This is a genomic window from Arthrobacter sp. Bi83 (genome assembly GCF_918698095.1).
Classification (GTDB): domain Bacteria; phylum Actinomycetota; class Actinomycetes; order Actinomycetales; family Micrococcaceae; genus Arthrobacter.
On record NZ_CAKKLY010000031.1, the window covers coordinates 1 to 24,961 of the forward strand.

The following is a 24,961-nucleotide window of genomic DNA, read 5'->3' on the forward strand; positions in this document are numbered from 1 at the left end:
GCCCACCCTGCCCATGAATATCCTGGTGATGGGCAGTGACCGCCGCGAAGCGAAGAACAGCCCCGGCGCCGCGACCGACCAGCGGGCGGACACCATCATGCTGGTCCACGTCTCTGCGGACGGCAAGCACGTGTACGGCATCTCGCTCATGCGCGACCTCTGGGTCACCATTCCCGGCTACGGCGAGGCAAAGATCAATGCGGCGCTGGGACTGGGCGGCGTCTCACTGGTGGTGCAAACCGTGCAGTTCCTGCTGAACCAGCACATCGACCACGTGGTGATGATGGATTTCGAAGGCTTCAGGGGGCTCACCGAGGCCCTGGGCGGGGTGGATGTGGACATCAAGGAGCCGTTCACCTCCACGCATGACACCCACCAGGACTTCCCCGCCGGCATCAACCGGCTCAAGGGCCAGCGCGCCCTGGAGTTCGTCCGGGAACGCTACGCATTTCCCGATGGCGACTACCGACGGGTCCGCAACCAGCAGCAGTTCCTCCGCGCACTGGTGGCCAAGACCCTCACCGGCGGCACGCTGGCCAATCCGCTGACAGTGCACAACGTGGTGAGCGCGGCGGCCCCGTTCCTCAGCGTGGACAAAGGATTCGACGCCGCGGCGTTCGGCGGCCTGGCCTTCAGCCTGCGCAACATCCGGCAGCAGGACGCGGTGTTCTTCACACTGCCCACCGGCGGCGACTCCGTGTCCACCGCCGGGGAGTCCATCCTCCTGCCGGATGCCGGCGCCATCGCCGCGGTGGCCGCCGCCCTGGCGAAGGACACGCTGGCGGCGTACGTCGCGCAGATAACGCCCGACGCCGGCGGGTGACGCTCCGGACGGGAGCCGGCCGGGCGCCGTCGTAATGTCGCGTAAAGCGCCGGAAGCCCTTCCTTGCAAGTCCGTTTGGGCTGGATGTATAGTCGCTCATCCCCCGCAACGGGGCCGACTCGGTACGGTCAGGACTGGTGAGGGTAATGAAGAAAATTATGTGGATCGTTGCCGCCGCGGCGGTGGTCTTTCTGATCATTGGCGGCACGGTCAAAGCAGTCGGCTTCCTGCTGTGGGTGGCGCCCTTTCTGTTGATTGTGGCCGTGTTGCTGTTCTTCCTGAGCCGTTCCGGCGGCCGACGCATCCCCTGACACCCCGTTGACGATGGAGCTGAAGATGCTGCGTGGAATTGGCACCTACTCGTTTCCCCTGAAAGCCGGCGAGGAATGCCCGGCGGGAACATTTCTTCTCGATCTCGCCTCCGGCCGTTTTGAATGGTCCGAGGAGGTGTTCCACATCCACGGCTACACCCCGGGCGAGGTGGTTCCGACGCTGGAGCTGTTGATGGCCCATAAGCATCCGCAGGACCGGGAACCCATCCGCCGGATGATCGCCGAGCTGAGTTCGAACGGCGGACAGCGGGCAATCTTTCACCGCGTGATCGACAGCAAGGGCCGGGAGCGCCGTGTCTTCACCGCCGCCGAAGCCTGTCTGGATGACACAGGTAAAGTCACGGCACTGCGCGGCTTCACAGTGGACCTCAGCAGGACGGTGGCCCTGGAGACCCGCCACGCCGCCGCCGAGGCGATCCGGGCAACCTACGCCAGCCGGGAAGTGATCGAACAGGCCAAGGGCATCATCATGGGCCTGCAAGGCGGGACGACGGACCAGGCATTCCGGGTCCTGGCCACCCGCAGCCAGCACACCAACGTCAAGCTGGCCACCGTGGCCGAGCAGCTGGTTGAGGCAGCAACCCGGGGGAAGGCTCCGGAGGCCATCTCCTGCTGGGAGGCCCAGACGGAGCAGCTGGATCCGACGGCGTAAGCGGCGCGCTCGGCCTCGCGCTCCGCCCCGGACCACCGCAGACCTTCAGGAGAACCGCATGACCGCCGAAACCGCCAGGACTGACGAAAGGGAGCCAGCCGTGAGCACCAAGACCGTGAACCCTGACAACGTGAAAACCGAACAGCTGATCATCATCGGGTCCGGCCCCGCCGGCTACACTGCCGCGATCTACGCCGCACGGGCCGGCCTCAAGCCCCTGGTCCTGGCCGGGTCCGTCACCGCCGGCGGCGCCCTGATGAACACCACCGACGTCGAAAACTTCCCGGGCTTCCCGGCCGGCATCCAGGGTCCCGAGCTCATGGACGGCCTGCAGCAGCAGGCCGAAAGGTTCGGCGCACAGGTGGTGTTCGACGACGTCACTGACGTGCAGCTGAAGGGTCACCTCAAGCGCGTGGCCACCGGCGCCGGCGAGACCCACCAGGCACCCGCCGTCATCCTCGCCACGGGCTCGGCCTACAAGGAGCTCGGCCTGCCGGAGGAGAAGAAATTCAGCGGACACGGCGTCTCCTGGTGCGCCACCTGCGACGGGTTCTTCTTCCGCGACCAGGACATCATCGTGGTGGGCGGCGGCGACTCCGCCATGGAGGAAGCCACGTTCCTGACCCGCTTCGGAAAGTCCGTGACCGTCGTCGTCCGCAAGGGTGAACTGCGCGCCTCCCGGATCATGGCCCAGCGCGCCAAGGACAACCCCAAGATCAGCTTCGCGTGGCACTCGGCCGTCGGCGCCATCCACGGCGACGGCAAGGTCACCGGCGTGACGCTGAAGGACACCCGCACTGGCGAAACCCGGGAGCAGGGCGCCACCGGAATCTTCGTGGCGATCGGGCACGTGCCGCGGACCGAACTGGTCGCCGGGCAGGTGGAGCTGGACGCCGAGGGCTACATCAAGGTGGACTCCCCCACCACCGTCACCAACCTGACGGGCGTGTTCGCGTGCGGCGACGCGGTGGACCACCGCTACCGCCAGGCCATCACCGCCGCCGGCACGGGCTGCGCCGCCGCCCTCGACGCGGAGCGCTACCTCGCCGCCTTAGACGATGCGGACAGCATCGCCACGGCGCTGGTGGAGGAACCCACCCACGCGTAGATCTGGCCGCCGGATCCGCCCGGCCCGGCTGACGTAATAGTTCTGCAGTCCTAAGACGGGTTTTTCGGTCTGCCTAAATTTGCGATATTCTGTTGGGGTGAACAACCCCGACGTCGTGGAGAAAAGCATGGCCGCCCCCACAACGGCCCAGCCACCCGCCATTAAGCGTAGGCGGATTTCCCGCCTGCTGCTGCTTGGGCCGGCCTTCGTCGCCGCGATCGCGTATGTGGATCCCGGCAATGTCGCGGCCAACCTGACGGCGGGGTCGAGCTTCGGTTATCTGTTGGTCTGGGTCCTGGTTGCCGCCAACGCCATGGCTGTCCTGGTGCAGTACCAGTCCGCCAAGCTCGGACTCGCCACCGGCCTCAGCCTTCCCGAGATCCTCGGCAAGCGCCTCGGCACCGGCCGACGTCGGCTGTACTGGGCACAGGCTGAAGTGGTTGCCGGAGCTACGGACATGGCCGAGGTCATCGGCGGCGCCGTCGCCCTGAACCTGCTCTTCGGACTCCCGCTGCTGGCCGGCGGGATCATCATTGGCGTGGCGTCCATGCTGCTGCTCACACTGCAGTCACACCGGAGCCAAAAGTCCTTCGAGTACGCGATTGTCATCCTGCTCGGAGTCATCGCCGTCGGGTTCGTCTCGGGCCTGTTCGTCAATCCCCCGGATGCCGGAAGCGCACTGACCGGCCTGGTGCCGCGGTTCGAGGGGACGGACACTGTCCTGCTCGCGGCCAGCATGCTGGGAGCGACTGTCATGCCGCACGCCATCTACCTGCACTCGGCCCTGGCCCGGGACCGGCACGGCTATGCCGAGGACCCCGCCGAGCGCACGCGGCTGATCCGCGCCACGCGCTTCGACGTGGCCGGCGCCCTCCTGCTGGCCGGCGTCGTCAATATCGCAATGCTGCTGCTTGCCGCCTCAAGCCTGCGCGGCGTGGAGGGCACGGACACCATTGCCGGCGCCCACGCAGCCGTCACGTCAGCCCTGGGCCCGACCATCGGCATGATCTTCGCCATCGGCCTGCTGGCATCGGGGCTGGCATCCACGTCGGTGGGCTGCTACGCCGGCGCCACCGTCATGGGCGGGCTTTTGAAGATCCGCGTGCCGCTGCTCACCCGCCGCGTGATCACACTCATCCCGGCGCTGATTATCCTTGGGGCCGGCATTGAACCCACCCTGGCGCTGGTCCTGAGCCAGGTGCTGCTGAGCTTCGGCATCCCCTTCGCCCTGATTCCACTGATCCGCCTCACCGGCAAGCGGGACGTCATGGGCATCCACACGGACTCGCGGGCCCTGAAGATCGCCGGCTGGACCAGCGCGACGCTCATCGTCGGCCTCAACTGCGTCCTCATCGCGCTGACCATCTCGGGCCAGGCCTGACCGCACCCGCAGCCCGCAAGCCCGAGCTCCTACCCAGCTGAGCCGCAGTGAAGGTCGTTTTCAGGCCTCAAGATGGCTCTAGCCGCAACCCAGTTAGGAGAGCGGACAGGCAGGCCCGTGGCAGGCAAGCCTAGCGGTCCTTCTGCTAACGCCGGGCCACGGCGCGGCCGCAGCGCCGCCCTACCGGTACCAGCCCACCGCACGGTCGTAGCTGCACTCCAGGGCACCCGTGCCCGGCTGGGCCCCTCCGCCGGCAGGGAAATAGATGGCCCCGAAGTCCGCCCCCTCGGCCTCGATACGTCCGCGGGCCCAGAGCTGGGCCGCCTCGAGATCCGTTTCCGGGATGGGTTCCCGGGTGCTGTGGTGCCCGAGATGGATGTCCAGCTGGTACTGCCCCGGGTGGGACGTTCCCGCGTGATGGCCGGGATCGTGTTCATCCCGCCTGCTGATCAGGACCTGGGCGGAAGCGTGAAGAATGGACGGCTCGCTGGCCACTCCTCCGTCCTTCTGCTGCTTGATCCGAAGGCCGGACACCACACTCTCCACGGTGTCGTCTTCGGTGACCGCATAAGCCGAGCCGGTGACGTCCACCTCTGACCCTCCTACGCTTTTCAAATGCTGGCCGAACTGTTCGGAACTGGATTGACTGGCGTTCATGCACCCTCCTTGAGGGTATTCGCGGCGGCTGCCGACCCTTGCCACAGTAGCCCCATCACAGCGGGCCACGCCGGTGCCGCCGGAACTGATTTCGCGGGACGCCGGCCCGTTCCCGCGCATGACTGCCGCCTCGATGGTTATTTTGCTGACAGTGCGGGTACGGCGCTAGTAACGTGGAGCATTCGCAGGCCAAGGGCGAACGGGAGTGGAGATCGTGGGCAACGACGGAAAGCACAATGGGACCCAACGCAGTGACGGCACCGTGCCGTCCGGCTGGACAGCGGGAGCGGTGGAGCTCACCCTGATCCGCCACGGCGAGAGCCAGGGGAACGTGGCTGCCACGGCCGCCCAGGAATCCGGCGCGGACGTCATCGACGTCCCCGCCCGCGACGCCGACGTCGAGCTCTCCGCCACAGGGCGGGAGCAGGTACTGGCCCTGGGCCGCGCCCTGGCGCAGGTCCCCGCAGAGCTGCGCCCCGACGTCGTGATCTCCTCCCCGTACATGCGCGCCTACCAGACCGCTGAGATCGCCGTCGAGGCGGCGGGCTGGCCCGTGCCCGTCCGCACTGACGAGCGCCTCCGGGACCGCGAACTCGGCATTTTGGACATGCTCACCCGCCTCGGCGTGGAGAACCGGCTCCCCGATGAGGCAGAACGACGGCGGTGGCTGGGTAAGTTCTACTACCGCCCGCCGGGCGGGGAGTCCTGGACGGACGTGGTGCTGCGGCTGCGCTCAGTGCTCGGCGAACTGAACGCGCTGGGCAGCGGGCACCGGGTGATGCTGGTCTGCCACGACGCCGTGGTGCTGCTCTTCCGTTACGTCCTGGAAGGGATGTCCGAGCAGGAGCTGCTGGATCTCGCCGCGAGCACCACCGTCCTGAACGCGTCGGTCACCAGGTACGTGCGGCCGGAGGGCGTGGGGCCGTGGACCTTGAAGAGCTTCAATGTGGCCGACCATCTCACCGAGCACGGCGTCCAGGTGACCGAGCACGCAGGGGATGCCAGTGTCCACCCACGCTGACGCCAGCTCCGACGCTGCCGGTGCTGCACCGGCCGGCACTTCCGCCGCGCAGATCACGCCGTCACTTCTACGGGACTGGCCGCTCCCCTCTGCCGGAGCCGACAAGTACTCGCGTGGCGCGGTGCTGGTGATTGGCGGCGCCAGGCGCACGCCGGGCGCGGCGCTGCTGGCCGGAACCGCCGCACTCCGGGCCGGCGCCGGCAGGCTGACGCTGGCTGTGGCCGAGTCCGTGGCCGTTCAGCTGGCGGTCACGCTACCGGAGGCCGGGGTAATCGGTCTGCGGGAAACCGCCGGCGGATCCGTGGGGTCCGCGGGGCTCGAAGCCCTGTTCGAGGACCTGGATTCGGCGGACGCCGTCCTGATCGGTCCCGGATTGGACGACATCGACGGGACCGAGGCGCTGCTGCGGGAGCTGCTGCGGCATGAGGCCGAGCGGACGGCGGAGGTGCGTGCCGGCGGAGGGGATTCCGACGGCGGGGATTCCGACGGCGGGAATGCCGGAGCGACGGTGATCCTCGACGCCTATGCGCTCGGCTGCCTGCCCAAGCTGCTGGGCGAACTGGAGCCGTGGGCCGGCCGCCTGATTCTGACGCCGAACCCGACCGAGGCCGCAATCCTCCTGGGCCGCGAGGACGGCCTGGGAGACGACGACGAGCTGGCGGCCGCGGTCGCCGAAATTGCTGAGAAGTACCGCGCCGTGGTGAGCTGCCAGGGCCTGATCGCCCGGCCGCCGGGCGGCGACGCCCCGGAAGCCGCGGACCGTTGGGAGATCACCACCGGCTACGGTGGCCTCGGGACTTCGGGAAGCGGCGACATCCTGGCCGGTGCCATCGCCGGGCTGCGGGCCCGCGGCACCACCGACGCGCAGGCCGCCTGCTGGGGCACCCACCTTCACGCTGCGGCCGCGGACAGGCTCGCGAGCCGGCTGGGGAGCCTGGGTTTCCTGGCACGGGAACTGGCGGACGAGCTGCCACCGCTCATGATGGAACTGAATACCTAGGCACTGAATACCTGGGCACTGAATACTTGGGCGGGGGCCTCAGTTCAGCGACCCCAGGATGGAGCGGAGGGAAGCGGCTGCCGTCTTGGCGGCAGTCTTGGGGTCCACTTTCCCGGCGGTGACGTCATGAACGGCCTTGGCGACGGGCAGTTCCGTCAGCGCGGCACCGGCAAGGTCGCCCCGCCCCTGGATGATGCCCCAGTGCTTGACGTCGTCGACTCCCTTCAGCAGGACGCTGAGAACGTCCGGTGCATAGAACTTGCTCAGTGGTTCCTTCTTGCCCAGGCCGGCCGGCAATGCCCGCCAGGCATCGGCAAACTGCGTGGGGTTGGCTTCAGTGCCGGCACGGACCGGAAGCCGCTCCTCCGGTGCAATGGACAGCCAGTCAGCGTAACCGTCGCTCATGACATACTCCACGAACTGGCGCGCATGATCGGCGTCAGAATCCTTGGTAATGGTCCAGGACGTGATCTCGCCAAACTGCGCAGGCTCGTCCCCTGACCCCAAAATGCCGGTGACCACGCCGGTGTTCCTGGCGAGGAACGCGGGGTCGGCCTTGCATTCGGGGCAGTTTGGCCTGGCGTCGTTGCGAAGGCCCGCCAGTTCGTCGAGCATGAACGTGGGCCAGACGGCCATGGCGGCCTTTCCGGCGAAGTACGCGGCCCGCACAGTGTCTGTGTCCTGAATCCCGGGAACGGAATAGTTCGTCAGCATGTCGCGGTAGAAGCGGAGCGCCCCCACGCACTGAGGGCTGTCGAACGTGACGCTGCTCTTCGAATTGACCATCTCGCAGCCGTTGCCCTGGGCGATGTGCTCAAACGACTGTTGCGTGAAGGCCTGGCTCTTGTTCGCCGCCACGAAGCCTGCCAGCTGCGGAGTGTGCAGCTTTTGGGCGGCAGCTTGGATGTCACCATAGGTAGCCGGCGCCCTCAGACCAGCCTGGGCAAAATGGTCTTTTCGGTAATAAAGAAGCTGCTGCCAGGACGAATCGGGCACGGACAGCTGTTGGGTCCCGTCGCGGGTCAGCTCCAGCGAGCGCGGGGACCACGTACTCTCGCCCAGGTTGCTGATGACCTTGGCGTTGGCCTCGACGTTGATGAGGTCACCGGCAGCCGCCGTGCGGACGTTGCCTAGCGAAATGCCGCCTATGACGTCGGGCAGGTCACCGGACGCGGCTGACGACGTAAGGACCTGGTTGAACCGGTGGGCGGGTACGCTCACGAGGTCCACCGTCACACCGGAGGCGGAGGCAAACTTCTCGAGCATCCCCCTGGTCTTGGCCAGGCGATCCGGGAGGGTATCCGCGGTCCAGACCGTGATGCCGTGGGGGTCAGATGCATCAGGAGGGGGACCGTTCGGGCCTCCGCTGGACGTGCAGGAAGTGAGAATCCCTGCAGCCAAGGAAACTGCAGCGACGAAGCCGACGTTGGCCCGCCCTCTGGTTCTGTTCACCTCGGTGCTCCTGCCGTGGAGGTGCCCGCAGATAGGTGTTCGAAAGTCCCTGGGTGCGACCGGAGTTTCATCCAGAGACTTGTTTTTCCAGCGTATCCAAGTGAAGGCGTCCTGTCAGCAGTCGGGCTCTAGTCTGTGTCTTCGCCGGGTTGACGCAGGTTCGGTGGAGGGTCACACTGGCCACACATATTCGGGAAGACCTGGAGATGGGTGGACATGGCATGACTGACCATCGAACCAATGGGCCTGGCCCCGGCCCAGCGCATGGCCGCACCCGCGATCCGCTCCTGCGCCGGGTCATCCTCCCTGACTTTCTGGTTGTCTTCCTCGCGCCCATCGCCGAGAACGTGTCCTACAAGATTGCGATCCAGGGCCGGCAAACGTGGCTCTTCGAGGATCTTGGCTACCTCTTGGGAGCCGGGCTGCTCATCGTCATCACTTTCTTCGGCGTCTGGACACATCAGCGCGATGACCGGAAGCTTCCTGAAGCCGAAGCCATCCGGGACGCGATCGCGGCCACGGTGGTGCTGCTCTATCTTGTGTTGGTCTCCTGGGCCGTCTTCTTCACCCCCGGCCCAAATCGCATCCTCCTCTCGGACCAGCTCCTCGCGTCGCTGACCACGGTCACGGCCGTGGTGGTTGCGTTCTACTTCATTTCAGGTGCCGCCGGCGGCAAGTGGGCACTTTATCTGCTGAGGCGTGAGGAGGGTGCCGGGCCAAGCCCTACGCAGCCGGGTCCTGCTCAGCCAGGCGCGGCCCCGCAAGACCCTGGGCCGCAAGGCCTGGCGCAACAGAAAGCGTCTCGGCAGAGCCCGGCGCCTCAGCACCTCCCGCCACGGAACCCGGCGCCACAGGACGACGCAGAACGCCTGTAGCCCGGGTGCCGTCAGGCATCGCGGTACGTCAGGGCAGCCCGTTTCGCGGGCTCAGCAGGCGTTGCAGGCACCCGTGAGAGCCGGCTTAAACCCGGCGCCCTTCGCCGGCTGTGCCCTGCTCTTGTTTGCCGGGCACGCGGGGGTTATTTTAAGCGTGGGATCGCGCTCTAGCAGTCAGGGCGCAGTGATCCCCTTAAACAGGAGCGCGTCAATGTCGACCATCTCCAACGCCCCCCTTCCCGGCGGGATGCACAGGCCGTCGGGCGATCGGTTGTGGTGCCCTGAATGCCAGACCGACGAGCACCTGATCGTCGAATCCATCGAAGCTTTGCACCCCCCTCAAGAGGGCCTAGTGGATGTGTCCTATACCTGTGTTGAATGCGACTACTTCTACGCCCACGCGGCGAGCGTGCACGACGTCGCCGCCGTCCTGAACCGTCACGGCCAGGTGATGGGCGTTCTGCAGTTCGGCGGTGAATACTTCCACTGCGGCACGCCTATGATCTCCGTCAGCTCCGGAACCAGCAGCATCTACGGCCACGAGCTGTCCCGGCGCCACACCATCCACGACGTCCATCTGCCCACGCGCCTCCTGCGCTGCGGTTGCGGGTTCCAGATGGAGGTGCCGGACTGACCGGCCACTAGGTAAGGAGAGTGCAACATGGCTATGACCCACGCCGCTGCCGGTGCCCGAACCAGGCTCCAGCTGGCGTCCCAAGCTGTCGGGGCAGTGTTCCTGCTCGTCGGCATTCTTGGCTTCATTCCCGGAATCACCAGCAACTTCGGGTCGCTGGGCCTCGCCGGGCACGCCTCGGAAGCAATGCTCCTGGGTGTGTTCCAAGTCTCCATCCTGCACAATATCGTCCATATGCTCTTCGGTGTGGCCGGCATCCTGATGGGCCGCACGCCCGCGCAGGCAAAGAACTTCCTCCTTTACGGCGGAATTGTTTATCTGATCCTCTGGCTGTACGGACTGATCGTGGGCCACGAATCCGCAGCAAACTTTGTCCCGGTCAATACCGCGGACAACTGGCTGCATTTCCTGCTGGGCGTGGGCATGATCGCGCTGGCACTGCTGCTGTCCCGCGAAAGCACCACCGTCCGCGGAGCAGTACGGGGCTGAATACCTGAAGCGCGATGCCAGGGAGTGGCTGACAATGACCGCATATCAACAACCAGGTTTGACCGCCGCCGGAGTTCCCGATGTGGTGCCCCGGCGGAAGGGCAGCATGGTGGTCAGGTGGATCACGTCCACGGACCACAAGATTATCGGCTACATGTACCTGATCGCGTCCTTCGTGTTCTTCTGCCTCGCCGGCGTGATGGCGTTGCTGATCCGTGCCGAGCTGTTTGAGCCGGGCATGCAGATCCTGCAGACAAAGGAGCAGTACAACCAGCTGTTCACGATGCACGGCACGGCCATGCTGCTGATGTTCGCGACCCCGCTGTTTGCCGGGTTCGCGAACGTCATCATGCCGCTGCAGATCGGCGCCCCTGACGTCGCGTTCCCCCGTCTGAACGCGCTGGCCTTCTGGTTCTTCCTGTTCGGCTCCACCATCGCCGTCTCCGGCTTCATCACCCCGCAGGGCGCGGCGTCCTTCGGCTGGTTCGCGTACGCGCCGCTTCACAACACGACGTTCACCCCCGGGATCGGCGGGGACCTGTGGGTGTTTGGCCTGGCGCTGTCCGGTTTCGGCACCATCCTCGGCGCGGTCAACTTCATCACCACCATCATCTGCATGCGCGCCCCGGGCATGACCATGTGGCGCATGCCGATCTTCACCTGGAACACGCTGATCACGGCTGTTCTGGTGATTATGGCCTTCCCGCCGCTGGCCGCAGCACTGTTCGCGATGGGGGCGGACCGCCGCTTCGGTGCGCACATCTACGATCCGGACAATGGCGGCGCCATTCTGTGGCAGCACCTGTTCTGGTTCTTCGGCCACCCCGAGGTGTACATCATCGCGCTGCCGTTCTTTGGCATCGTCTCCGAGATCTTCCCAGTGTTCAGCCGCAAACCGATCTTCGGCTACAAGGGCCTGGTCTACGCCACGATCTCAATTGCGGCCCTCTCCGTGACCGTGTGGGCGCACCACATGTACGTCACCGGCTCGGTGCTGCTGCCGTTCTTTGCCTTCATGACCATGCTCATCGCCGTGCCCACGGGTGTGAAGTTCTTCAACTGGATCGGCACCATGTGGGGCGGCTCGCTGACGTTTGAGACCCCCATGCTGTGGAGCCTCGGCTTTATCATTACGTTCCTCTTCGGCGGCCTCACCGGCATCATCCTGGCGTCGCCGCCGCTGGACTTCCACGTCTCGGACTCCTACTTTGTGGTGGCGCACTTCCACTACGTGGTGTTCGGCACCGTGGTGTTCGCGATGTTCGCCGGCTTCTACTTCTGGTGGCCGAAGTGGACAGGGAAGATGCTCAACGAACGGCTCGGCAAGATCCACTTTTGGATGCTGTTCCTCGGCTTCCACGGCACGTTCCTGATCCAGCACTGGCTCGGCGTGGAAGGCATGCCCCGCCGCTACGCCGACTACATGCCACAGGACAACTTCACATGGATGAACCAGTTCTCGACGGTCGGTTCGTATCTGCTCGGTGCGTCGCTGATCCCGTTCTTCTGGAACGTCTACATCACCGCCCGCAGCACCGAAAAAGTCATGGTCGATGACCCGTGGGGCTTCGGCGCATCACTGGAGTGGGCCACGTCCTGCCCACCACCGCGGCACAACTTCACGTCCCTGCCGCGCATCCGCTCGGAGCGTCCGGCACTGGACCTGCACCACCCTGAGATTCGGATACGCGAACACGATACGACGCACGCTCCCGTGGCTGAGGTGCTCGGGGCAGCGGACATCGGGTCCCGCGACGTGCGGAACCCCGATCCCGACAAGTGATTTGCGGCCTGCTGGCGGCTGAGTTGGTGCCTTGTTGGCTGGCGGCTGGCTGAACAGCTGACGTCGACGGCGGTTCGCCCGCGTAAAATTTCCTACTCGCCGAATGCGGCGACGATAGGAAATCTGCGGCGATGCCGGGCAGCAGGTGATGTTTAAGCAGCCGCCAGTACTAGGCAGCCACCGCCAGCGGTGCCGTCGAAGCGGCGGTTCCCGAACCGCCGTCGGCCGGTGCCAGAACGCGGACGTTGCACTCGGACTGCAGCGGGTCGATCGAGCGTGGCAAGTGGTGGGTCTTGGAGCATTCACGGAGCTCCTCCAGTGCGGAGGGTTCAACACGCGCGTGGCTGACGTCCACAACAAGCTGAAGTCCCTGCTTGAGGTGGTTGGCGCGCTTCATGACGACGTACAGAGCTTGAATGCTTCGGGCGGTTACATTTCCTTGGGCGGCAACCTGAGCTTCGCCGCATTCCAGATCCAGCCGGACCAGGACCTTGAGCTTATGGTTCAACGAACATCTCCCCTCATGCACGGCCGCGACGCTGCGACCGAAGACAACCCTAACCCAAATGTGATGCAGGTAACAGGAAAAGTCTGAATGTTGCGGGAAGACCGGTTTACGGGTGACTGAGCCGACAGCAATCAAGGCCGCTGGTTTCGCCCGTCGAAAGCCGATTCTCAGCAGGCTCAACCCGCGGACGACCGGCAAGCGCAACCGGCCGGTGCGTTGTATCGGCGGGCAGCTTAGTCTCGGGTGGGGTCCGGACGCAGCGGGGCCGGCCCGGGGTCCGGCACAGGAAGCGGTCCAGGCGGCTCCGGCACCGGGAACGGACTCGGCGGCGTGGGGCCGGAGGGATCAGGGCCGTTCGGGTGCGGCGACATCGGATCGGGGCCCGGTTCCGGCGGGAACGGCTCGGGCTCGTGCACTGGCGGAATGGTCATGGCTGCCCCTCGGCTGCTGGATTGGTTCCGGTTTGCGGACGCGACTTCAGGATACGCCCGGGGCCCGCGGCGAAGACAGCGTACTCGGTGGGCCTATTCCATGCTGGCGCCGTCACAAATATCCCCAACGCCCTGCGCCTGACGCTATCTTGAGCCAATCTTGATGGAATCCCTGCAGGTTCTAAAGGGTTTTGCATGAAAGTAAGGCTCATCGGACAAAGCAAGTCCGCAGGCTTCCCGGGCAACAAGTCGGCAACCGTGAAGTTGGTGTTCAGCGCCACTCAGCGCGACGGCACGAACACGTAACCCTGGCTCGGGTTCCGTCCGCTCAATGGGGCGCGGACGGAACCCGGAACCATCCCACTCATCCATCCCCGCCTGACGCCGTAGGGAAGCCAAGCTCTCCGAATACCTCGTATGCGTGGGCAGGGGCATCGCTGTCAGGTGCCAAAACATGTTAGCCACCACGGCCCTCTCCCCCGGTAGCGAACGGCCGCCAAAATGTCAGTGCGGATCTATATATTGAAGGAATGACCCAGACTCCACTGCAGCACTCCGCAGACTCCGCCGCCGCCTCCCCGGCGCCGCCGGTCGCCAAGAAAGTGCCGACAGAGCGCACCCACCACGGCGACACCTTCGTGGACAACTACGAGTGGCTCCGGGAGAAGGAATCCGACGAGGTCGTGGCCCACTTGAAGGCCGAAAACGCCTACCAGGAAGCCGTCACCGCCCACCAGGAGCCGCTGCGGGATGCCATCTTCCAGGAGATCAAGGGCCGCACCCAGGAGACAGACTTGTCCGTCCCCAACCGCAAGGATGCCTGGTGGTACTTCAGCCGTTCGGTCGAAGGCAAGGAGTACGGCATCCAGTGCCGCGTCCGCGCCCAGGACACCGGCAACCGCGTGGCCGACTGGACTCCCCCGGCAGTGGAGGCCGGCGTCGAAATTCCCGGCGAAGAAGTCCTGCTTGACTGCAACGTGGAGGCCGAAGGCAAGCCCTTCTTCTCCGTGGGAGGCTCCGCTGTCACCGTGGACGGTCATTTGTACGCCTACGCCGTGGACAACTCCGGCGACGAGCGCTTCACCCTGCGCATCAAGGACCTCCGCACCGGTGAGCTGCTTCCGGACGTCATCGAGAATGTCTTCTACGGCGTCTCCTTCTCCCCCGACGGCACCCGGATCTTCTATACGGTCGTGGATGATTCCTGGCGCCCGTACCAGGTCAAGGCCCACGTCCTGGGCACGCCGGTCACCGACGACGAGGTGGTTTACCAGGAGGACGACGTCGCCATGTGGCTGGGCTTTGAGCTCTCGTCCGACAGGCGTCACCTCGTGCTGGGCATCGGCTGCTCGGAGTACAGCGAAACGCGCCTTTTGCGCTTTGACGATCCCGAAGCCGCCCTCACCACCGTGATCTCCCGCGACGAACGTGTCCTCTACGAGGCAGAACCGTTCCTGCTCGACGGCGGGGAGCGCGTCGTCATCACCCACAACCGCAACGCCGTGAACTCGATGGTTTCGCTCGTGGACCCGGCCGAATTCGCGAAGCCGCTGGCCGAGCAGCGATGGACCACCGTCGTCGAGCATTCCGACGAGGTCCGGGTCAACGGTGCGGGCGTCACCTCCACGCACCTGGTTGTTTCAATCCGGAAGGACACCATCGAGCGCGTCCAGGTGATTCCCCTGGCCGGTCTGGGAACGCCCGGCCAGGAAGCCCCTGTGGAACCGGCGTTCGACGAGGAGCTCTACACGGCAGGCGTGGGCGGCTCCGACTACGAGGCCCCCGTGATCCGGCTGGGCTACACGTCCTACTTCACACCGTCACGAGTTTACGATTTCGTGCTGCCCACCCCGGAGCGGCCCGCGGGTGAGCTGCTGCTGCGCAAGGAAAGCCCGGTGCTCGGCGGCTATGACGGGTCCGACTACGTGGCCACGCGCGAGTGGGCAGAGGCGGCCGACGGCACCAGGATTCCCCTCTCGGTGCTGCGGCACACGTCGGTTGCACGGGACTCCACTGCGGCCGGCCTGGTGTACGGCTACGGCTCGTACGAGTTGAGCATGGATCCGGGCTTCGCCATTGCCCGGCTGTCACTGCTGGACCGCGGCGTTGTTTTCGTGATTGCGCATATCCGCGGCGGCGGCGAGCTGGGCCGGCACTGGTACGAGAACGGCAAGAAGCTCACCAAGAAAAACACCTTCACAGACTTCATCGCGGCCACGGACTGGCTGGCTACATCGGGCTGGGCAGCACCGGACAGGATCGCGGCGCTGGGCGGATCCGCGGGCGGCCTGCTCATGGGCGCCGTGGCCAACCTTGCCCCGGAGAAGTATGCGGCCGTGGTGGCGGAAGTGCCGTTCGTGGACGCGCTGAACACCATCCTGGACCCCGAGCTGCCGCTTTCTGCACTCGAGTGGGAGGAATGGGGCAACCCCATCACCGACCCCGAGGTGTACCAGTACATGAAGTCCTACACTCCGTACGAGAACGTGCGTGCGGCCGCCTACCCCAAGATCGCCGCCGTGACGTCCTTCAACGACACCCGCGTACTCTACGTCGAGCCCGCCAAGTGGGTGCAGGAGCTGCGCAGCAAGACCACCGGCACAGAGCCGATCGTCATGAAGATCGAGATGGACGGCGGCCACGGCGGCGCCTCCGGCCGGTACGTGCAGTGGCGCGAACGGGCCTGGGACTACGCCTTCATCGCCGACTCCCTCGGAGCCAAGGAGCTGCTGCCGGGCGCAGGGCTCAAATAACCCCGCACGGAGTAACCATCGAGTTGCGAGGTCCCCGGAATCCCGGGTGCCCCGGTAGTCCGCGGGGTCCCGGGTCCCCCGTTAGTCCGCAAACACTTCCTGGAAGTGCTCCACGACGGGGAACGGCTGGTAAAAGCGATGCAGGAGCTGCTTCCACTCCTGGTATTGGACTGATTCCCGGAAGCCGACCGTGTGGTCTTCCAGGCGGTCCCACTGGACGAGCAACAGGTATGTGCTCGGGGATTCCATTGACCGTGACAGCCGCAGGCTCCGGAATCCGGGCATGGAGGAAATGATCCCGCGCGCCCGGCCGAAGGCAACTTCGAAGTCCTGCTCCCGGCCGGGCGTCACGGGCAGGAGTGCGTGCTCGGTGATCATCGTGCCAGTATTCCAGCAGGGCACCGTTACGGCTTCATGGATCCCGACCGACGCTTCCCGGTGGACGTCAGCTGCCGAAAATTGATCATCATGCTTACTATTGACTCGCATACGGGCACATCTTCGGTGCACCTGTCCGCTGGGGGCAGGGAACCCGGTGCCGGAACTGGAGCATAGCGTGAGCAACGAACAGGGAATGACGCCGCTTTCCGATGACGAACTCCTGGCCCAGGCGGGAACGGCCCTGCCGGACAAGGAAGTCGCGTCCGTGTTAGACCTCAACGCCGACCTTGATCTGGGCATCAACGCGGCAGCGCCGATCGACCTCGCGGTGGCCGCCAACGCCAACGTCGCCGCCCCGATTGACGCCGCGGCATCCGCGAACATCCTCTCGTTCGGCTCCGAGTCCCAGGCTCTTGCCGATCAGGGGGTCATCATCGACCAGGGAATCACTGCCGACGCCACGGCCGACTCCGTCCAGGACAGCACCATCGGCCAGGGCCCCGAGAGTGTCGACGGCGGGACCCCTGACAGCACCGGCTCCGCAACACTCGATGGGGGCGACTCCGCAACCACCGGCCCGAACACGGTTGACGGCGGCGAAGTTCTCGACGGCGCGGTCCCGGCTGGCACCGTTCCGGACGGCACCGTTCCGGATGTCGGCGCCCTTCCTGCGGATCCCTCGTCGGCACTGGACGGCGACCTGCTGAACGTCAACGTGGACCTCGCAGCCGATGCCGACATTGCCGCGCCCATCAACGGAGCCGTGGCTGCCAACGCCAACGTGGCCGCCCCGATCGATGCCGCGGTGGCCGCCAACATCGGGTCCATCGACAGCGACGCCACCGCCGTGTCGCAGCAGGACGCCATCATCACGCAGAACATCGACGGTTCGGCAGCTGCCTCTGCGGACCAGCAGTCCGATCTCCAGCAGTAGTTCCCGGATGAGCACTGTGTCCGGCGGGCCGTCCAACCCGGACGGCCCGCCGGTTTCTCCTGCGTCCGCAGCAAGTCCGACCTCGGTTCCGGGGCCGGGCACGCGGCCAAGGGGTGCGCCTGTTGCGCCGGCCGCCGTCGACGCCCGTCCTCGTGGGGTGCCTGTCCGCGCGGACGGCATCCAGCTGATCGGCGAGGCCAAGGGCTCCGGCTACCGGGAAGCACCGTGCCTGGTCCGCCGGTCCGACGGCCAAACCATCCAGCTGACGCGTCTGTTGTTCCTCGTGCTGGAAGCCGTTGACGGCGAGCGCGACTCCGGGGAGATCGCGGAGTATGCCAGTGCCCGATTCGGGAAACTGGTCAGCGCCGACAACGTTCGGACGCTGCTCGAGGGCCAGTTGCTGCCGCTGGGGCTGCTGCGGCTCGCCGACGGTTCCCAGCCTGAGGTCCGGAAGTCGGATCCCCTTTTGGGCATGCGGTTCCGGTATACGGTCACCGATCCGGAGCGGACGCGGAAGCTGACAGCGCCGTTCGCCGCCCTCTTCCACCCGCTGATCGTGGCGGCCGTTGCTGTGGCTTTCCTGGCCTCCTGCTGGTGGGTCCTCATGGTCAAGGGCCTCGCCTCGGCCACTCACGATGCCTTCGCCAACCCGGGGCTCCTGCTGCTCATCCTCGCCGTCACCATCCTGTCCGCGGGCTTCCACGAATTCGGTCATGCGGCCGCTGCCCGCCGCGGCGGAGCGACGCCGGGCGCCATGGGCGCGGGCCTGTACCTCGTCTGGCCGGCCTTCTACACGGACGTCACGGATTCCTACCGCCTGGGACGCGGCGGCCGGCTGCGCACTGACATCGGCGGACTGTACTTCAACGCAATCGTGGCGGTAGCCATCATGGGCATCTGGTGGGCTACCCGCTACGATGCGCTGCTGCTTGTGGTGCTCACACAAATCCTGCAGATGGTCCGCCAGCTGATGCCCCTGGTCCGCTTCGACGGCTACCACATCCTGGCCGATGCCACAGGCGTGCCGGACCTGTTCCAGCGCATCAGGCCCACGCTGCAGGCCCTGCTGCCGTGGAACTGGCGAAAGCCTGAACCGGAGGCGCAGGCCCTGAGGCCCTGGGCACGGGCCGTCATCACCGCTTGGGTGCTGGTGACCGTCCCGCTCCTGCTGGGCAGCACGGTGCTCATGGTGGCCTCCCTTCCGCGCCTGCTGGGCACGGCGTGGGCGAGCCTGCAGCACCAGCAGGCCATGCTGACTGGCAGCCTTTCGAGCGGCAACTTGGCCGACGCCGCCGTGCGTGTCCTGGCGATTGCCGTCGTCGCCCTTCCCGTGCTGGGCATCGGCTACATGCTGGTGCGCCTCGTTCGGCAGCTCAGCGTGGGGCTGTGGAAAAAGACCCGCGGAAGACCGCTGCGGCGCGGCACTGCCATGGCCGCCGTCGTTGCCGTTCTGGCCGGCCTGGCCTGGGCGTGGTGGCCCGCGCCCGACGCGTATCGCCCGGTGCAGCCGTACGAACGCGGGACTCTGTTCGACGCGACAGCCGCCGTCTATCCCGCGCTTTCCGGCGGAGACGCTGCCCTTCAGGAGGGGCGGCCGGGCCGGACGGTCGCGTTGTGGCCTGAAGGAACCTCACTGCCCACCCGCGGCAAGCCGCAGCTCAGCATGGTGCTCGTTCCGCGGCAGGGCCAATCTTCCGGTCCGAACCCAGCCGACCAGCCTGACCACGGCGCGGCAACCGGCGGTGCGGCCCCGGCGCCGTCGTGGGTCTTCCCGTTCGACAAGCCGGCGGCCCCGGAAGAGGACGGCAACCAGGCCCTGACCGTGAACACCGCCGACGGTTCCGTGACGTACGACGTCGCCTTCGCCCTCGTGTGGGCGGAAGACGGGCCGGTGGATACGCGCAATGAGGCGTACGCCTTCGCCAGTTGCACGGATTGCGCAGCGGTGGCTGTTGGCTTCCAGGTGGTGCTGATCGTGGGCCAGGCGGACGTGGTTGTCCCCGAAAACCTCTCGGCGGCCGCCAACTATAACTGCGTCCGGTGCCTCACCTATGCCTTGGCCAGCCAACTGGTCCTGACCCTCGACGGCCCCCTGAGCGCTGACGGCATGACCAGGCTCAGCGCCCTGTGGCAGGAAATCGCGGAGTTCGGCCGCACCCTGCAGGACGTTCCCCTGTCCGAGATCCAGTCGCGGCTCGACGCCTACAAGGAACAGATCATGGACATCATCCGGAACGACCCCAGCGCGTCCCTGTCCAAACCGGGCGCCGCCACCAGCCAGTCGCCGGGCCCGTCGCCGACGGCGGGAAGCGGGCAATCGCAGGTTCCCTCGCCCGGATCATCAACACCGGGTCCGCCACCGGCACCGGCGGGTTCGGGGACGGCGGGTTCCGGGACGCAGCCCGCTGACCCGGCCGCGCCAGTCCCGGCCGAGTCCGCTGCACCCGCCACACCGGGGCCGGCGAATACGGCGCCTCCGGCTCCCGCCCCGGCCCCGGCGGGTCCAGTCCCGACGGGCACGGTGCCGGCAACAAGCGCTCCCGCCCAATCCGCCCCATAAATTCGCCCTGCAATTCCGTCGATCGGGTGCTCCGTGGATGCCCTTCTTCAACCTGCCAACCTCCCGATTGCCGGAAATGGCCGCTTGCCCCGGTAGCCAAGCGGCCATTTCCGGCAAATCGGACACGAACGGAGGCCTGACGCCGGGCGCCGCGCCAGACATACGCCCGGCACACCATATATTTGGACGATGCTCTCGGCGTTGAAAAAATACCTGCTGATTCCCAAACTGGTGAGGCTGTCGTCCGCGGCGCCCAAGGATCCGCAGGCTGCCTGGGACCAGTACTGGGGCAAGGTCCGCACCACTGGGGCCCGGGGCGACGTGCTGTGGGACTCCGGCGACGACCACGAATTGCAGGGCTACCTGGAACACCTGAAGCGGCAAATGAATCCGGACCTTCCCATCGTGGACGTCGGCTGCGGCAACGGGACGTTTAGCCGCCGGCTGGCTGCCCACTTCCCCCATGTTCTTGGCGTGGATGTGTCCGCCAATGCCGTGGCCAAGGCGCGGGCCGAATCCGAGGGACTGGAGCGGATCTCCTTCATTACCGCAGACATGACGGCTCCCGGGGCGGCGCGCTCAGTGAACGCAGCACTGACCGAGGCCGGAGTGTCCGGTGAGGCGAACGTCTTCATCCGCGGCGTCCTGCACGTGCTGAAGCGCCGGGACCAGGCTGCTCTGGCTGAACAACTGCACCCGCTGCTGGGGAAACGCGGGCGCGTATTCCTGGCCGAAACGGACTTCCGGGGCAACGCCGTCGAGTACGTCAGCCACCTTGGCGCCACCCGGCAGTTCATTCCTGCGCCGCTGAGGGATGCCATCTGCGGCCTGCCGATGCCCGGACGTTTCGGCGCCGCTCAGCGCCTGCGGGCATTTCCAGAGTCACTGTGGGACGTGGTGGAGGACGGCCCCGCCGTCATTGAAACCCGACCGCTGACATCCGCCGAACCCGAACAGATCCCGGGATACTTCTCGGTGCTCCAGGCCCGTTGAATCCACGCGCCACGCCGCCGCCGGGCCGGTCGCCCGGCCGTCCAGCCGCCCGGGTCCAGGTCCAGGCCCAGGCCCAGGCCCAGGCCCAATCGGTGAGGCTATACGACCTTCAGCCAGGCCAGGGCGTCGCGCTCGGACGTGAAGAACCTCGTGGGGCACGGGAGCTTGTTGATGCCGAGAATGAAGTTGGCGATCACCCTGTCCACGGGCGAGGATCCGAGCAGTGCAATCCTCGAGGCCTGGCACGGACGCCCGAACACGGTCCTCGCTCCCCGGCTGACCTCGGCGGTGGTGGCCATGTCCACGAGCATCGGGTGGCGGCCGGAGCCACAGAGGGCATTGACGTCCTCCATGGCGGACTCCGCATCCGCTTCGGTGATGCTGGCACCCCTGGCCCACGTGAGCCGCAGCAGCCCCTCGGCGTCCAGGATCAGATGAAACAGCGTGTTCCGGCCGCTGCCTTCGGCATTCACAATCTAGACCTCCGCGGTGGCTGATGGGACAGTATCAAGCTACAGGCCAACGCGTTCACGGCCAACGCGGTCCGGGGGCTGATAATGTGAGTCCAAAATCACGGGAAGCCGCACGCTGGCGACGCGCAACACAGGGGGCAAAGTGGTTCAGGCACCGGCGGAGAGTCTTTCCGCACCGCGCATAGCCGTGGTTGCAATACCCGAGCCGGACCGATTGGCGGCCACGGGCAACGTCCTCATCGCGGCCGGTTTCACCGTCCATGCAGCGTCCGACGGCGGGTCCCTCGCCGTGGAGCTGGAACGGAACCATGCCGCCGTCGTGCTTCTTGATACTGCGCTCGCGAGTGAATTCATCTGGGAGGGCACACCCGTGCTGCTCCTGGTGGACCTCGCAGACGACTTCGACCTGGCGCGGCTGGAGCCGTGGGGCATCGCCGACTACATCTCCCGCGGCGCCGGCGCGCAGGAACTGACCCACCGGGTGGAAACGCTGATCGGCCGTGCCCGCGAGCGCCGGAGGATACGCGCGCATGCGGAGTTCCTCCGCGAGAGCCTTCGAAACGTTTCCGCTGCCATCCGCGGCACCAACAGCCCGCAGCAGATGGCCGGTCACCTGGTCCGGGGCTTCGGCGAGTCCCTCGGCGCGGACCACGTCTGGTTCACCACCTTCCACGATTCGCGCGTGCCCCGTATCAGTGCCCAGTGGTGCAGGCCCGGGTTTCCCCGGCTTCCGGATTCGCTCGGCTCCTACGAGGACGCGGCCCGTGACCTGGCCACCAGCCTTTGGTCCGAGGCTGATGTGCTGGCGGTGGCGGATCATCAGGCAGAACCAACCTTCCCGCTCACAGAGGGACTCCACGGCTGGTCCGAGCTCGTCTCCGGCCGCGCCTCTGTGGTGGTTCCCGTGGGCGACGGCGACTCGGCGCTCGGCATCATCTGGATCGCGCAGGTGGACGCGCCTCGCGAATGGACCAGGGCCGAGATCGCCCTCATCCAGCACGTCGCGGGAAACCTCGCCCACAGCCTCATCCAGGGCCACCTGATCAGTGCGCAGGTCCAGGTGCTGCAGCAGCTCCGGGAACTGGACAAAGCCAAAACGGACTTTCTGGCCACCGTCAACCACGAACTCCGGACCCCGCTGACGTCCATCACCGCCTACCTCGACATGATTCGCGATGGCGCCGGCGGCCCGGTGCCGGCTGGCATCGAGTCGATGATGGAAGTCATCTCGCGGAATTCCAACCGGCTCAGGCGGCTGATCGAGGACATGCTCACCGTCTCGCAGCAGGACGGATCCGGGCACCTGAACCTCAAGCAGGTGGAGCTGGGACAGGTGTTGCGGATCGTGGTTGCCGCCCTGCGCCCGCTGGCCGAATCGCGCAACGTGGTTATCACCGGCGCCGATTCCCACGAGGACGTGAAGATCCAGGCGGACGAGGCGCAGCTCGAGCAGGTCTTCACGAACATCGTGGCTAACGCCATCAAATTCACGCCCGACGGCGGCCGGATCAGTATCAGCGTCATGCTGGACCCGCCGGGGGACGGAAATCCGTCGGCCGCAGTGCGGATCACGGACACCGGCGTCGGAATTCCGGAACAGGAAATCGGCCAGGTGTTTACGCGTTTCTACCGGGCGTCCAACGCCTCCTCAGCCGCTGTACCGGGCAGCGGGCTGGGCCTGGCAATCGCCCACGACATTGTGCGCCGCCACGGCGGATCGCTGGAGCTGGCGTCTTCCCTGGGTGCAGGCACCACCGTGTCCGTCCACCTGCCGGTCGCAGGGCCTTAAAAGGCCACACTGTTCTACGCAGAAACTGCCCCGGACCAGCAGGCCCGGGGCAGTTTCATATCGCGCTGAGTTATGCACCAACCTTAGTTGGGCCACCAGCCGATCGATGCGTAGGTGACCTCTGACTTCGAAGGCGCGGACGTGGTGGTGGTGTCCTTCTTTGGTGCAGCGTTGGCAGGAGCAGCGAAGCCTGCAACTGCCAGGATGCCGGTCATAAGAAGTGTTGCGGCAATTTTCTTCATCCGCTGATCCTTTCATTTGTGAAGTGCATTACTGGTTACGGGGGAAGTATACGGTTCCTTCCTCAAGTTTTTGCAAGGTTTTTCTAGGCACGATTTTCTATGGCAAAACCATTCGCTTAATGAATCCGCCCGCAGCGTAACAAGCTCACTTGAAGTGGCGCGCAGGTCGGCGTAACGCGCGGTCCATGGATAATTGTCAGCATGCCGATGTCTCGAGATTTATCGCCCTTCGTGATTGCCGAGCTTGAGGCCCGCGAGAGCTGGAAGCGCCGGGACTACAGCGCCGGATACGCCCAGGCCGGGCAGGCCGCGGCCCTGGCACTCGAATCCGGCGATGACCACCGCTGGTGGAAGATGGTGCTGCTGCAGGTCGAATGCCTGCGGGACCAAGGTTCCATTCAGGAATGCCAGCAACTGGCGGCAACAATCGCCGCGCATCCGGTGGCTGCGTCCGCCCCCGATCTCGGCGCCCGTGCCAACATCCTGCTGGCGCATTCGCTGCAGGGACTGGGCCGCCTTCCGGAGGCGGTCGACGCTGCCGCCGTAGCTGCCGGTCTGGTGGCCGGGGACTTTGAAAACGTGTACCTGCACATCCAGGCCCAGCAGGCGCTCATCGCCGCCCTCGCCGAAAGCGGCCGGCTGGACGCAGCGTGGCGCGAGTGCCTGGACCTGAAGACGCTGCTCACCGACCACGTGGACGACGACACTGCGGGCAAGGCCTACTGGGTGATCGGCAACGTCGCCTTCCTCACCAACCGGGTTACGGAGGGCAGCGAATACCATGACCTCGCGGCCGAAAGGCTCTCCCCCTCCCGCGACGTGGACCTCTGGGCCCGTTTCAACCGCGGCTCCGCGGAAATGCGCCTACACGCCCAGCTCAGCAACGCCGCCACCCTCCGCTGCATCGAACGCGCCGAACTCGCCACGGAAGTAGTGGGCGGCAGCGAGCGCGACATGCTGGAGATGTCCCTGGTCCGCGCCCACTGGTACTATCTCACCGGCGACATGGATTCCGCGATCACCATCCTGGCGCCCCTCCGCGACAAGTTCCCCGTCCTCGCCACCCAGACGGCGGCGGAGGCGTCGTTCGTCCTGGGCAAAGCCATGATGGCCCAGGGAAACGACACCGAATCCCTGCAGATCCTTGACGAGGCGGTTACGCTGTTCGATACGGCTGCCGCAACGGAGCGGAGCGCCATGGTGCGGGATTATCTCGCTTCCATCAGACGTCAGCCGAGGTTTCTTCAGGGGGGGTAAGTGTCAGAAGCAACCATGGTTCCCGGTGCAGTCCCGGAGATGCCGGCCACGGCGGACGTACTGCCCGTGGCCTGCGTCGTCTGCACCGTGTTGCCTGAGCTGGCCGTCAAGGCCGTGCTGCCCTCCGGTGCGGACCTGGACGAGACGGCAGCCGCCCAGTTGCGCGAGCAGCTCGGTGACCTTGCCGGGGACCGGCGGGTCGCCGTCGTCCTTCACGTAACCGGGGTTGCGTCCGTGAGCCGCGACGCGCGTGCGGCCTACGCGGCCATTTCTTCAGTGTCTGCCTGGGCGATCGTCGGCGAATCTCCGGTGGACCGGCTGCTGGGGCATTTCCTGCTTGGCGCCGAATTCGGGTCTGCCCGGGCAAAGTACTTCACCTCGGACCACGAAGCCCTCCACTGGTTGGCCCGCATGGACAAGGCGTAATGGCGGC

General features: G+C 66.1%; 24 protein-coding genes. 18 read left to right on the top strand and 6 right to left on the bottom strand.

What is annotated here, in order from left to right:
• From LQ144_RS14710 to LQ144_RS14730, 5 genes are all read left to right on the top strand, one after another.
• A partial coding sequence (locus tag LQ144_RS14710) for an LCP family protein (protein WP_230119447.1) occupies positions 1 to 823 on the top strand: 823 nt, incomplete at its 5' end.
• A 158-nt stretch (positions 824 to 981) separates the two neighbouring features.
• Entirely contained in the window at positions 982 to 1,134 is a 153-nt protein-coding gene (locus LQ144_RS14715; protein WP_230119448.1) for a hypothetical protein, read from the top strand.
• 25 nt (positions 1,135 to 1,159) lie between these two features.
• Positions 1,160 to 1,807 carry a PAS and ANTAR domain-containing protein gene (locus LQ144_RS14720; RefSeq protein ID WP_230119449.1) on the top strand — a complete coding sequence of 216 codons (648 nt, stop codon included), beginning with the start codon at positions 1,160 to 1,162 and terminating at the stop codon, positions 1,805 to 1,807.
• Between the two features lie 130 nt (positions 1,808 to 1,937).
• Positions 1,938 to 2,915: a thioredoxin-disulfide reductase gene (gene trxB, locus LQ144_RS14725; protein ID WP_230119499.1), complete on the top strand. Its 978-nt coding sequence runs from the start codon at positions 1,938 to 1,940 to the stop codon at positions 2,913 to 2,915.
• Positions 2,916 to 3,042: 127 nt separating this feature from the next.
• Positions 3,043 to 4,296, top strand: a complete 1,254-nt coding sequence (locus LQ144_RS14730; RefSeq protein ID WP_230119500.1) for an Nramp family divalent metal transporter — start codon at positions 3,043 to 3,045, stop codon at positions 4,294 to 4,296.
• 180 nt (positions 4,297 to 4,476) lie between these two features.
• On the opposite strand, the gene LQ144_RS14735 is transcribed toward LQ144_RS14730, so the two are convergent.
• The gene (locus tag LQ144_RS14735) at positions 4,477 to 4,953 is read right to left on the bottom strand and encodes a hypothetical protein (protein ID WP_230119450.1); all 477 of its coding nucleotides are present in this window, start codon (positions 4,951 to 4,953) and stop codon (positions 4,477 to 4,479) included.
• 262 nt (positions 4,954 to 5,215) lie between these two features.
• Here LQ144_RS14735 and LQ144_RS14740 point away from each other — a divergent pair, with 262 nt between their 5' ends.
• Both LQ144_RS14740 and LQ144_RS14745 read left to right on the top strand, forming a co-directional pair.
• A complete protein-coding gene (locus LQ144_RS14740; RefSeq protein WP_230119501.1) occupies positions 5,216 to 5,974 on the top strand; it encodes a histidine phosphatase family protein in 759 nt (252 codons plus the stop codon).
• Positions 5,952 to 6,974 carry an NAD(P)H-hydrate dehydratase gene (locus LQ144_RS14745; protein WP_230119451.1) on the top strand — a complete coding sequence of 341 codons (1,023 nt, stop codon included), beginning with the start codon at positions 5,952 to 5,954 and terminating at the stop codon, positions 6,972 to 6,974. The genes LQ144_RS14740 and LQ144_RS14745 overlap by 23 nt, the downstream gene beginning before the upstream one ends.
• Positions 6,975 to 7,013: 39 nt before the next feature.
• Here the strand turns inward: LQ144_RS14745 and LQ144_RS14750 are convergent, their stop codons facing one another.
• Positions 7,014 to 8,426, bottom strand: coding sequence for an extracellular solute-binding protein (locus LQ144_RS14750; protein WP_230119452.1), 1,413 nt, complete (start codon positions 8,424 to 8,426; stop codon positions 7,014 to 7,016).
• A gap of 221 nt (positions 8,427 to 8,647) precedes the next feature.
• Between LQ144_RS14750 and LQ144_RS14755 the strand changes: the two genes are divergently transcribed.
• The 4 genes from LQ144_RS14755 to ctaD all read left to right on the top strand — a co-directional run bounded on the left by LQ144_RS14755 (position 8,648) and on the right by ctaD (position 12,207).
• On the top strand, positions 8,648 to 9,301 hold the full coding sequence (locus tag LQ144_RS14755; RefSeq protein ID WP_230119453.1) for a hypothetical protein: 654 nt from the start codon (positions 8,648 to 8,650) through the stop codon (positions 9,299 to 9,301).
• Positions 9,302 to 9,512: 211 nt separating this feature from the next.
• Positions 9,513 to 9,935: a hypothetical protein gene (locus tag LQ144_RS14760; RefSeq protein ID WP_230119454.1), complete on the top strand. Its 423-nt coding sequence runs from the start codon at positions 9,513 to 9,515 to the stop codon at positions 9,933 to 9,935.
• Between the two features lie 27 nt (positions 9,936 to 9,962).
• Positions 9,963 to 10,424: a DUF4383 domain-containing protein gene (locus tag LQ144_RS14765; protein ID WP_230119455.1), complete on the top strand. Its 462-nt coding sequence runs from the start codon at positions 9,963 to 9,965 to the stop codon at positions 10,422 to 10,424.
• A gap of 34 nt (positions 10,425 to 10,458) precedes the next feature.
• Complete coding sequence (gene ctaD, locus LQ144_RS14770) at positions 10,459 to 12,207, top strand: cytochrome c oxidase subunit I (protein ID WP_230119456.1); 1,749 nt, start codon at positions 10,459 to 10,461, stop codon at positions 12,205 to 12,207.
• Positions 12,208 to 12,376: 169 nt separating this feature from the next.
• On the opposite strand, the gene LQ144_RS14775 is transcribed toward ctaD, so the two are convergent.
• Complete coding sequence (locus LQ144_RS14775; RefSeq protein ID WP_230119457.1) at positions 12,377 to 12,715, bottom strand: hypothetical protein; 339 nt, start codon at positions 12,713 to 12,715, stop codon at positions 12,377 to 12,379.
• A gap of 961 nt (positions 12,716 to 13,676) precedes the next feature.
• Between LQ144_RS14775 and LQ144_RS14780 the strand changes: the two genes are divergently transcribed.
• Positions 13,677 to 15,899 carry a S9 family peptidase gene (locus tag LQ144_RS14780; RefSeq protein WP_230119458.1) on the top strand — a complete coding sequence of 741 codons (2,223 nt, stop codon included), beginning with the start codon at positions 13,677 to 13,679 and terminating at the stop codon, positions 15,897 to 15,899.
• A gap of 81 nt (positions 15,900 to 15,980) precedes the next feature.
• On the opposite strand, the gene LQ144_RS14785 is transcribed toward LQ144_RS14780, so the two are convergent.
• Positions 15,981 to 16,277, bottom strand: coding sequence for an antibiotic biosynthesis monooxygenase (locus tag LQ144_RS14785; RefSeq protein ID WP_230119459.1), 297 nt, complete (start codon positions 16,275 to 16,277; stop codon positions 15,981 to 15,983).
• Between the two features lie 196 nt (positions 16,278 to 16,473).
• On the opposite strand from LQ144_RS14785, the gene LQ144_RS14790 reads away from it, so the two are divergent.
• From LQ144_RS14790 to LQ144_RS14800, 3 genes are all read left to right on the top strand, one after another.
• Complete coding sequence (locus LQ144_RS14790; protein WP_230119502.1) at positions 16,474 to 17,214, top strand: peptidoglycan-binding protein; 741 nt, start codon at positions 16,474 to 16,476, stop codon at positions 17,212 to 17,214.
• A gap of 7 nt (positions 17,215 to 17,221) precedes the next feature.
• Positions 17,222 to 19,774, top strand: a complete 2,553-nt coding sequence (locus LQ144_RS14795; RefSeq protein WP_230119460.1) for a hypothetical protein — start codon at positions 17,222 to 17,224, stop codon at positions 19,772 to 19,774.
• 189 nt (positions 19,775 to 19,963) lie between these two features.
• Complete coding sequence (locus LQ144_RS14800) at positions 19,964 to 20,767, top strand: class I SAM-dependent methyltransferase (protein WP_230119461.1); 804 nt, start codon at positions 19,964 to 19,966, stop codon at positions 20,765 to 20,767.
• A gap of 98 nt (positions 20,768 to 20,865) precedes the next feature.
• On the opposite strand, the gene LQ144_RS14805 is transcribed toward LQ144_RS14800, so the two are convergent.
• A complete protein-coding gene (locus LQ144_RS14805; RefSeq protein WP_230119462.1) occupies positions 20,866 to 21,240 on the bottom strand; it encodes an STAS/SEC14 domain-containing protein in 375 nt (124 codons plus the stop codon).
• A gap of 142 nt (positions 21,241 to 21,382) precedes the next feature.
• Here LQ144_RS14805 and LQ144_RS14810 point away from each other — a divergent pair, with 142 nt between their 5' ends.
• On the top strand, positions 21,383 to 23,029 hold the full coding sequence (locus LQ144_RS14810; RefSeq protein WP_230119463.1) for an ATP-binding protein: 1,647 nt from the start codon (positions 21,383 to 21,385) through the stop codon (positions 23,027 to 23,029).
• Positions 23,030 to 23,112: 83 nt separating this feature from the next.
• Here the strand turns inward: LQ144_RS14810 and LQ144_RS14815 are convergent, their stop codons facing one another.
• Positions 23,113 to 23,271, bottom strand: coding sequence for a hypothetical protein (locus LQ144_RS14815; RefSeq protein WP_230119464.1), 159 nt, complete (start codon positions 23,269 to 23,271; stop codon positions 23,113 to 23,115).
• A gap of 207 nt (positions 23,272 to 23,478) precedes the next feature.
• On the opposite strand from LQ144_RS14815, the gene LQ144_RS14820 reads away from it, so the two are divergent.
• Positions 23,479 to 24,528: a hypothetical protein gene (locus tag LQ144_RS14820; RefSeq protein ID WP_230119465.1), complete on the top strand. Its 1,050-nt coding sequence runs from the start codon at positions 23,479 to 23,481 to the stop codon at positions 24,526 to 24,528.
• On the top strand, positions 24,529 to 24,954 hold the full coding sequence (locus LQ144_RS14825; RefSeq protein WP_230119466.1) for a hypothetical protein: 426 nt from the start codon (positions 24,529 to 24,531) through the stop codon (positions 24,952 to 24,954).
• The last annotated feature ends 7 nt before the right edge of the window (positions 24,955 to 24,961 follow it).

Bases quoted from the DNA above. Each gene is read 5' to 3' on its own strand.
- LQ144_RS14795 (WP_230119460.1), top strand. From the start codon at position 17,222: ATGAGCACTGTGTCCGGCGGGCCGTCCAACCCGGACGGCCCGCCGGTT.
- ctaD (WP_230119456.1), top strand. From the start codon at position 10,459: ATGACCGCATATCAACAACCAGGTTTGACCGCCGCCGGAGTTCCCGAT.
- LQ144_RS14755 (WP_230119453.1), top strand. From the start codon at position 8,648: ATGACTGACCATCGAACCAATGGGCCTGGCCCCGGCCCAGCGCATGGC.
- LQ144_RS14765 (WP_230119455.1), top strand. From the start codon at position 9,963: ATGGCTATGACCCACGCCGCTGCCGGTGCCCGAACCAGGCTCCAGCTG.
- LQ144_RS14800 (WP_230119461.1), top strand. From the start codon at position 19,964: ATGCTCTCGGCGTTGAAAAAATACCTGCTGATTCCCAAACTGGTGAGG.
- LQ144_RS14745 (WP_230119451.1), top strand. From the start codon at position 5,952: ATGCCAGTGTCCACCCACGCTGACGCCAGCTCCGACGCTGCCGGTGCT.
- LQ144_RS14785 (WP_230119459.1), bottom strand. From the start codon at position 16,277: ATGATCACCGAGCACGCACTCCTGCCCGTGACGCCCGGCCGGGAGCAG.
- LQ144_RS14730 (WP_230119500.1), top strand. From the start codon at position 3,043: ATGGCCGCCCCCACAACGGCCCAGCCACCCGCCATTAAGCGTAGGCGG.
- LQ144_RS14820 (WP_230119465.1), top strand. From the start codon at position 23,479: ATGTCTCGAGATTTATCGCCCTTCGTGATTGCCGAGCTTGAGGCCCGC.
- LQ144_RS14715 (WP_230119448.1), top strand. From the start codon at position 982: ATGTGGATCGTTGCCGCCGCGGCGGTGGTCTTTCTGATCATTGGCGGC.
- LQ144_RS14760 (WP_230119454.1), top strand. From the start codon at position 9,513: ATGTCGACCATCTCCAACGCCCCCCTTCCCGGCGGGATGCACAGGCCG.
- LQ144_RS14720 (WP_230119449.1), top strand. From the start codon at position 1,160: ATGCTGCGTGGAATTGGCACCTACTCGTTTCCCCTGAAAGCCGGCGAG.
- LQ144_RS14815 (WP_230119464.1), bottom strand. From the start codon at position 23,271: ATGAAGAAAATTGCCGCAACACTTCTTATGACCGGCATCCTGGCAGTT.
- LQ144_RS14780 (WP_230119458.1), top strand. From the start codon at position 13,677: ATGACCCAGACTCCACTGCAGCACTCCGCAGACTCCGCCGCCGCCTCC.
- LQ144_RS14790 (WP_230119502.1), top strand. From the start codon at position 16,474: ATGACGCCGCTTTCCGATGACGAACTCCTGGCCCAGGCGGGAACGGCC.
- LQ144_RS14735 (WP_230119450.1), bottom strand. From the start codon at position 4,953: ATGAACGCCAGTCAATCCAGTTCCGAACAGTTCGGCCAGCATTTGAAA.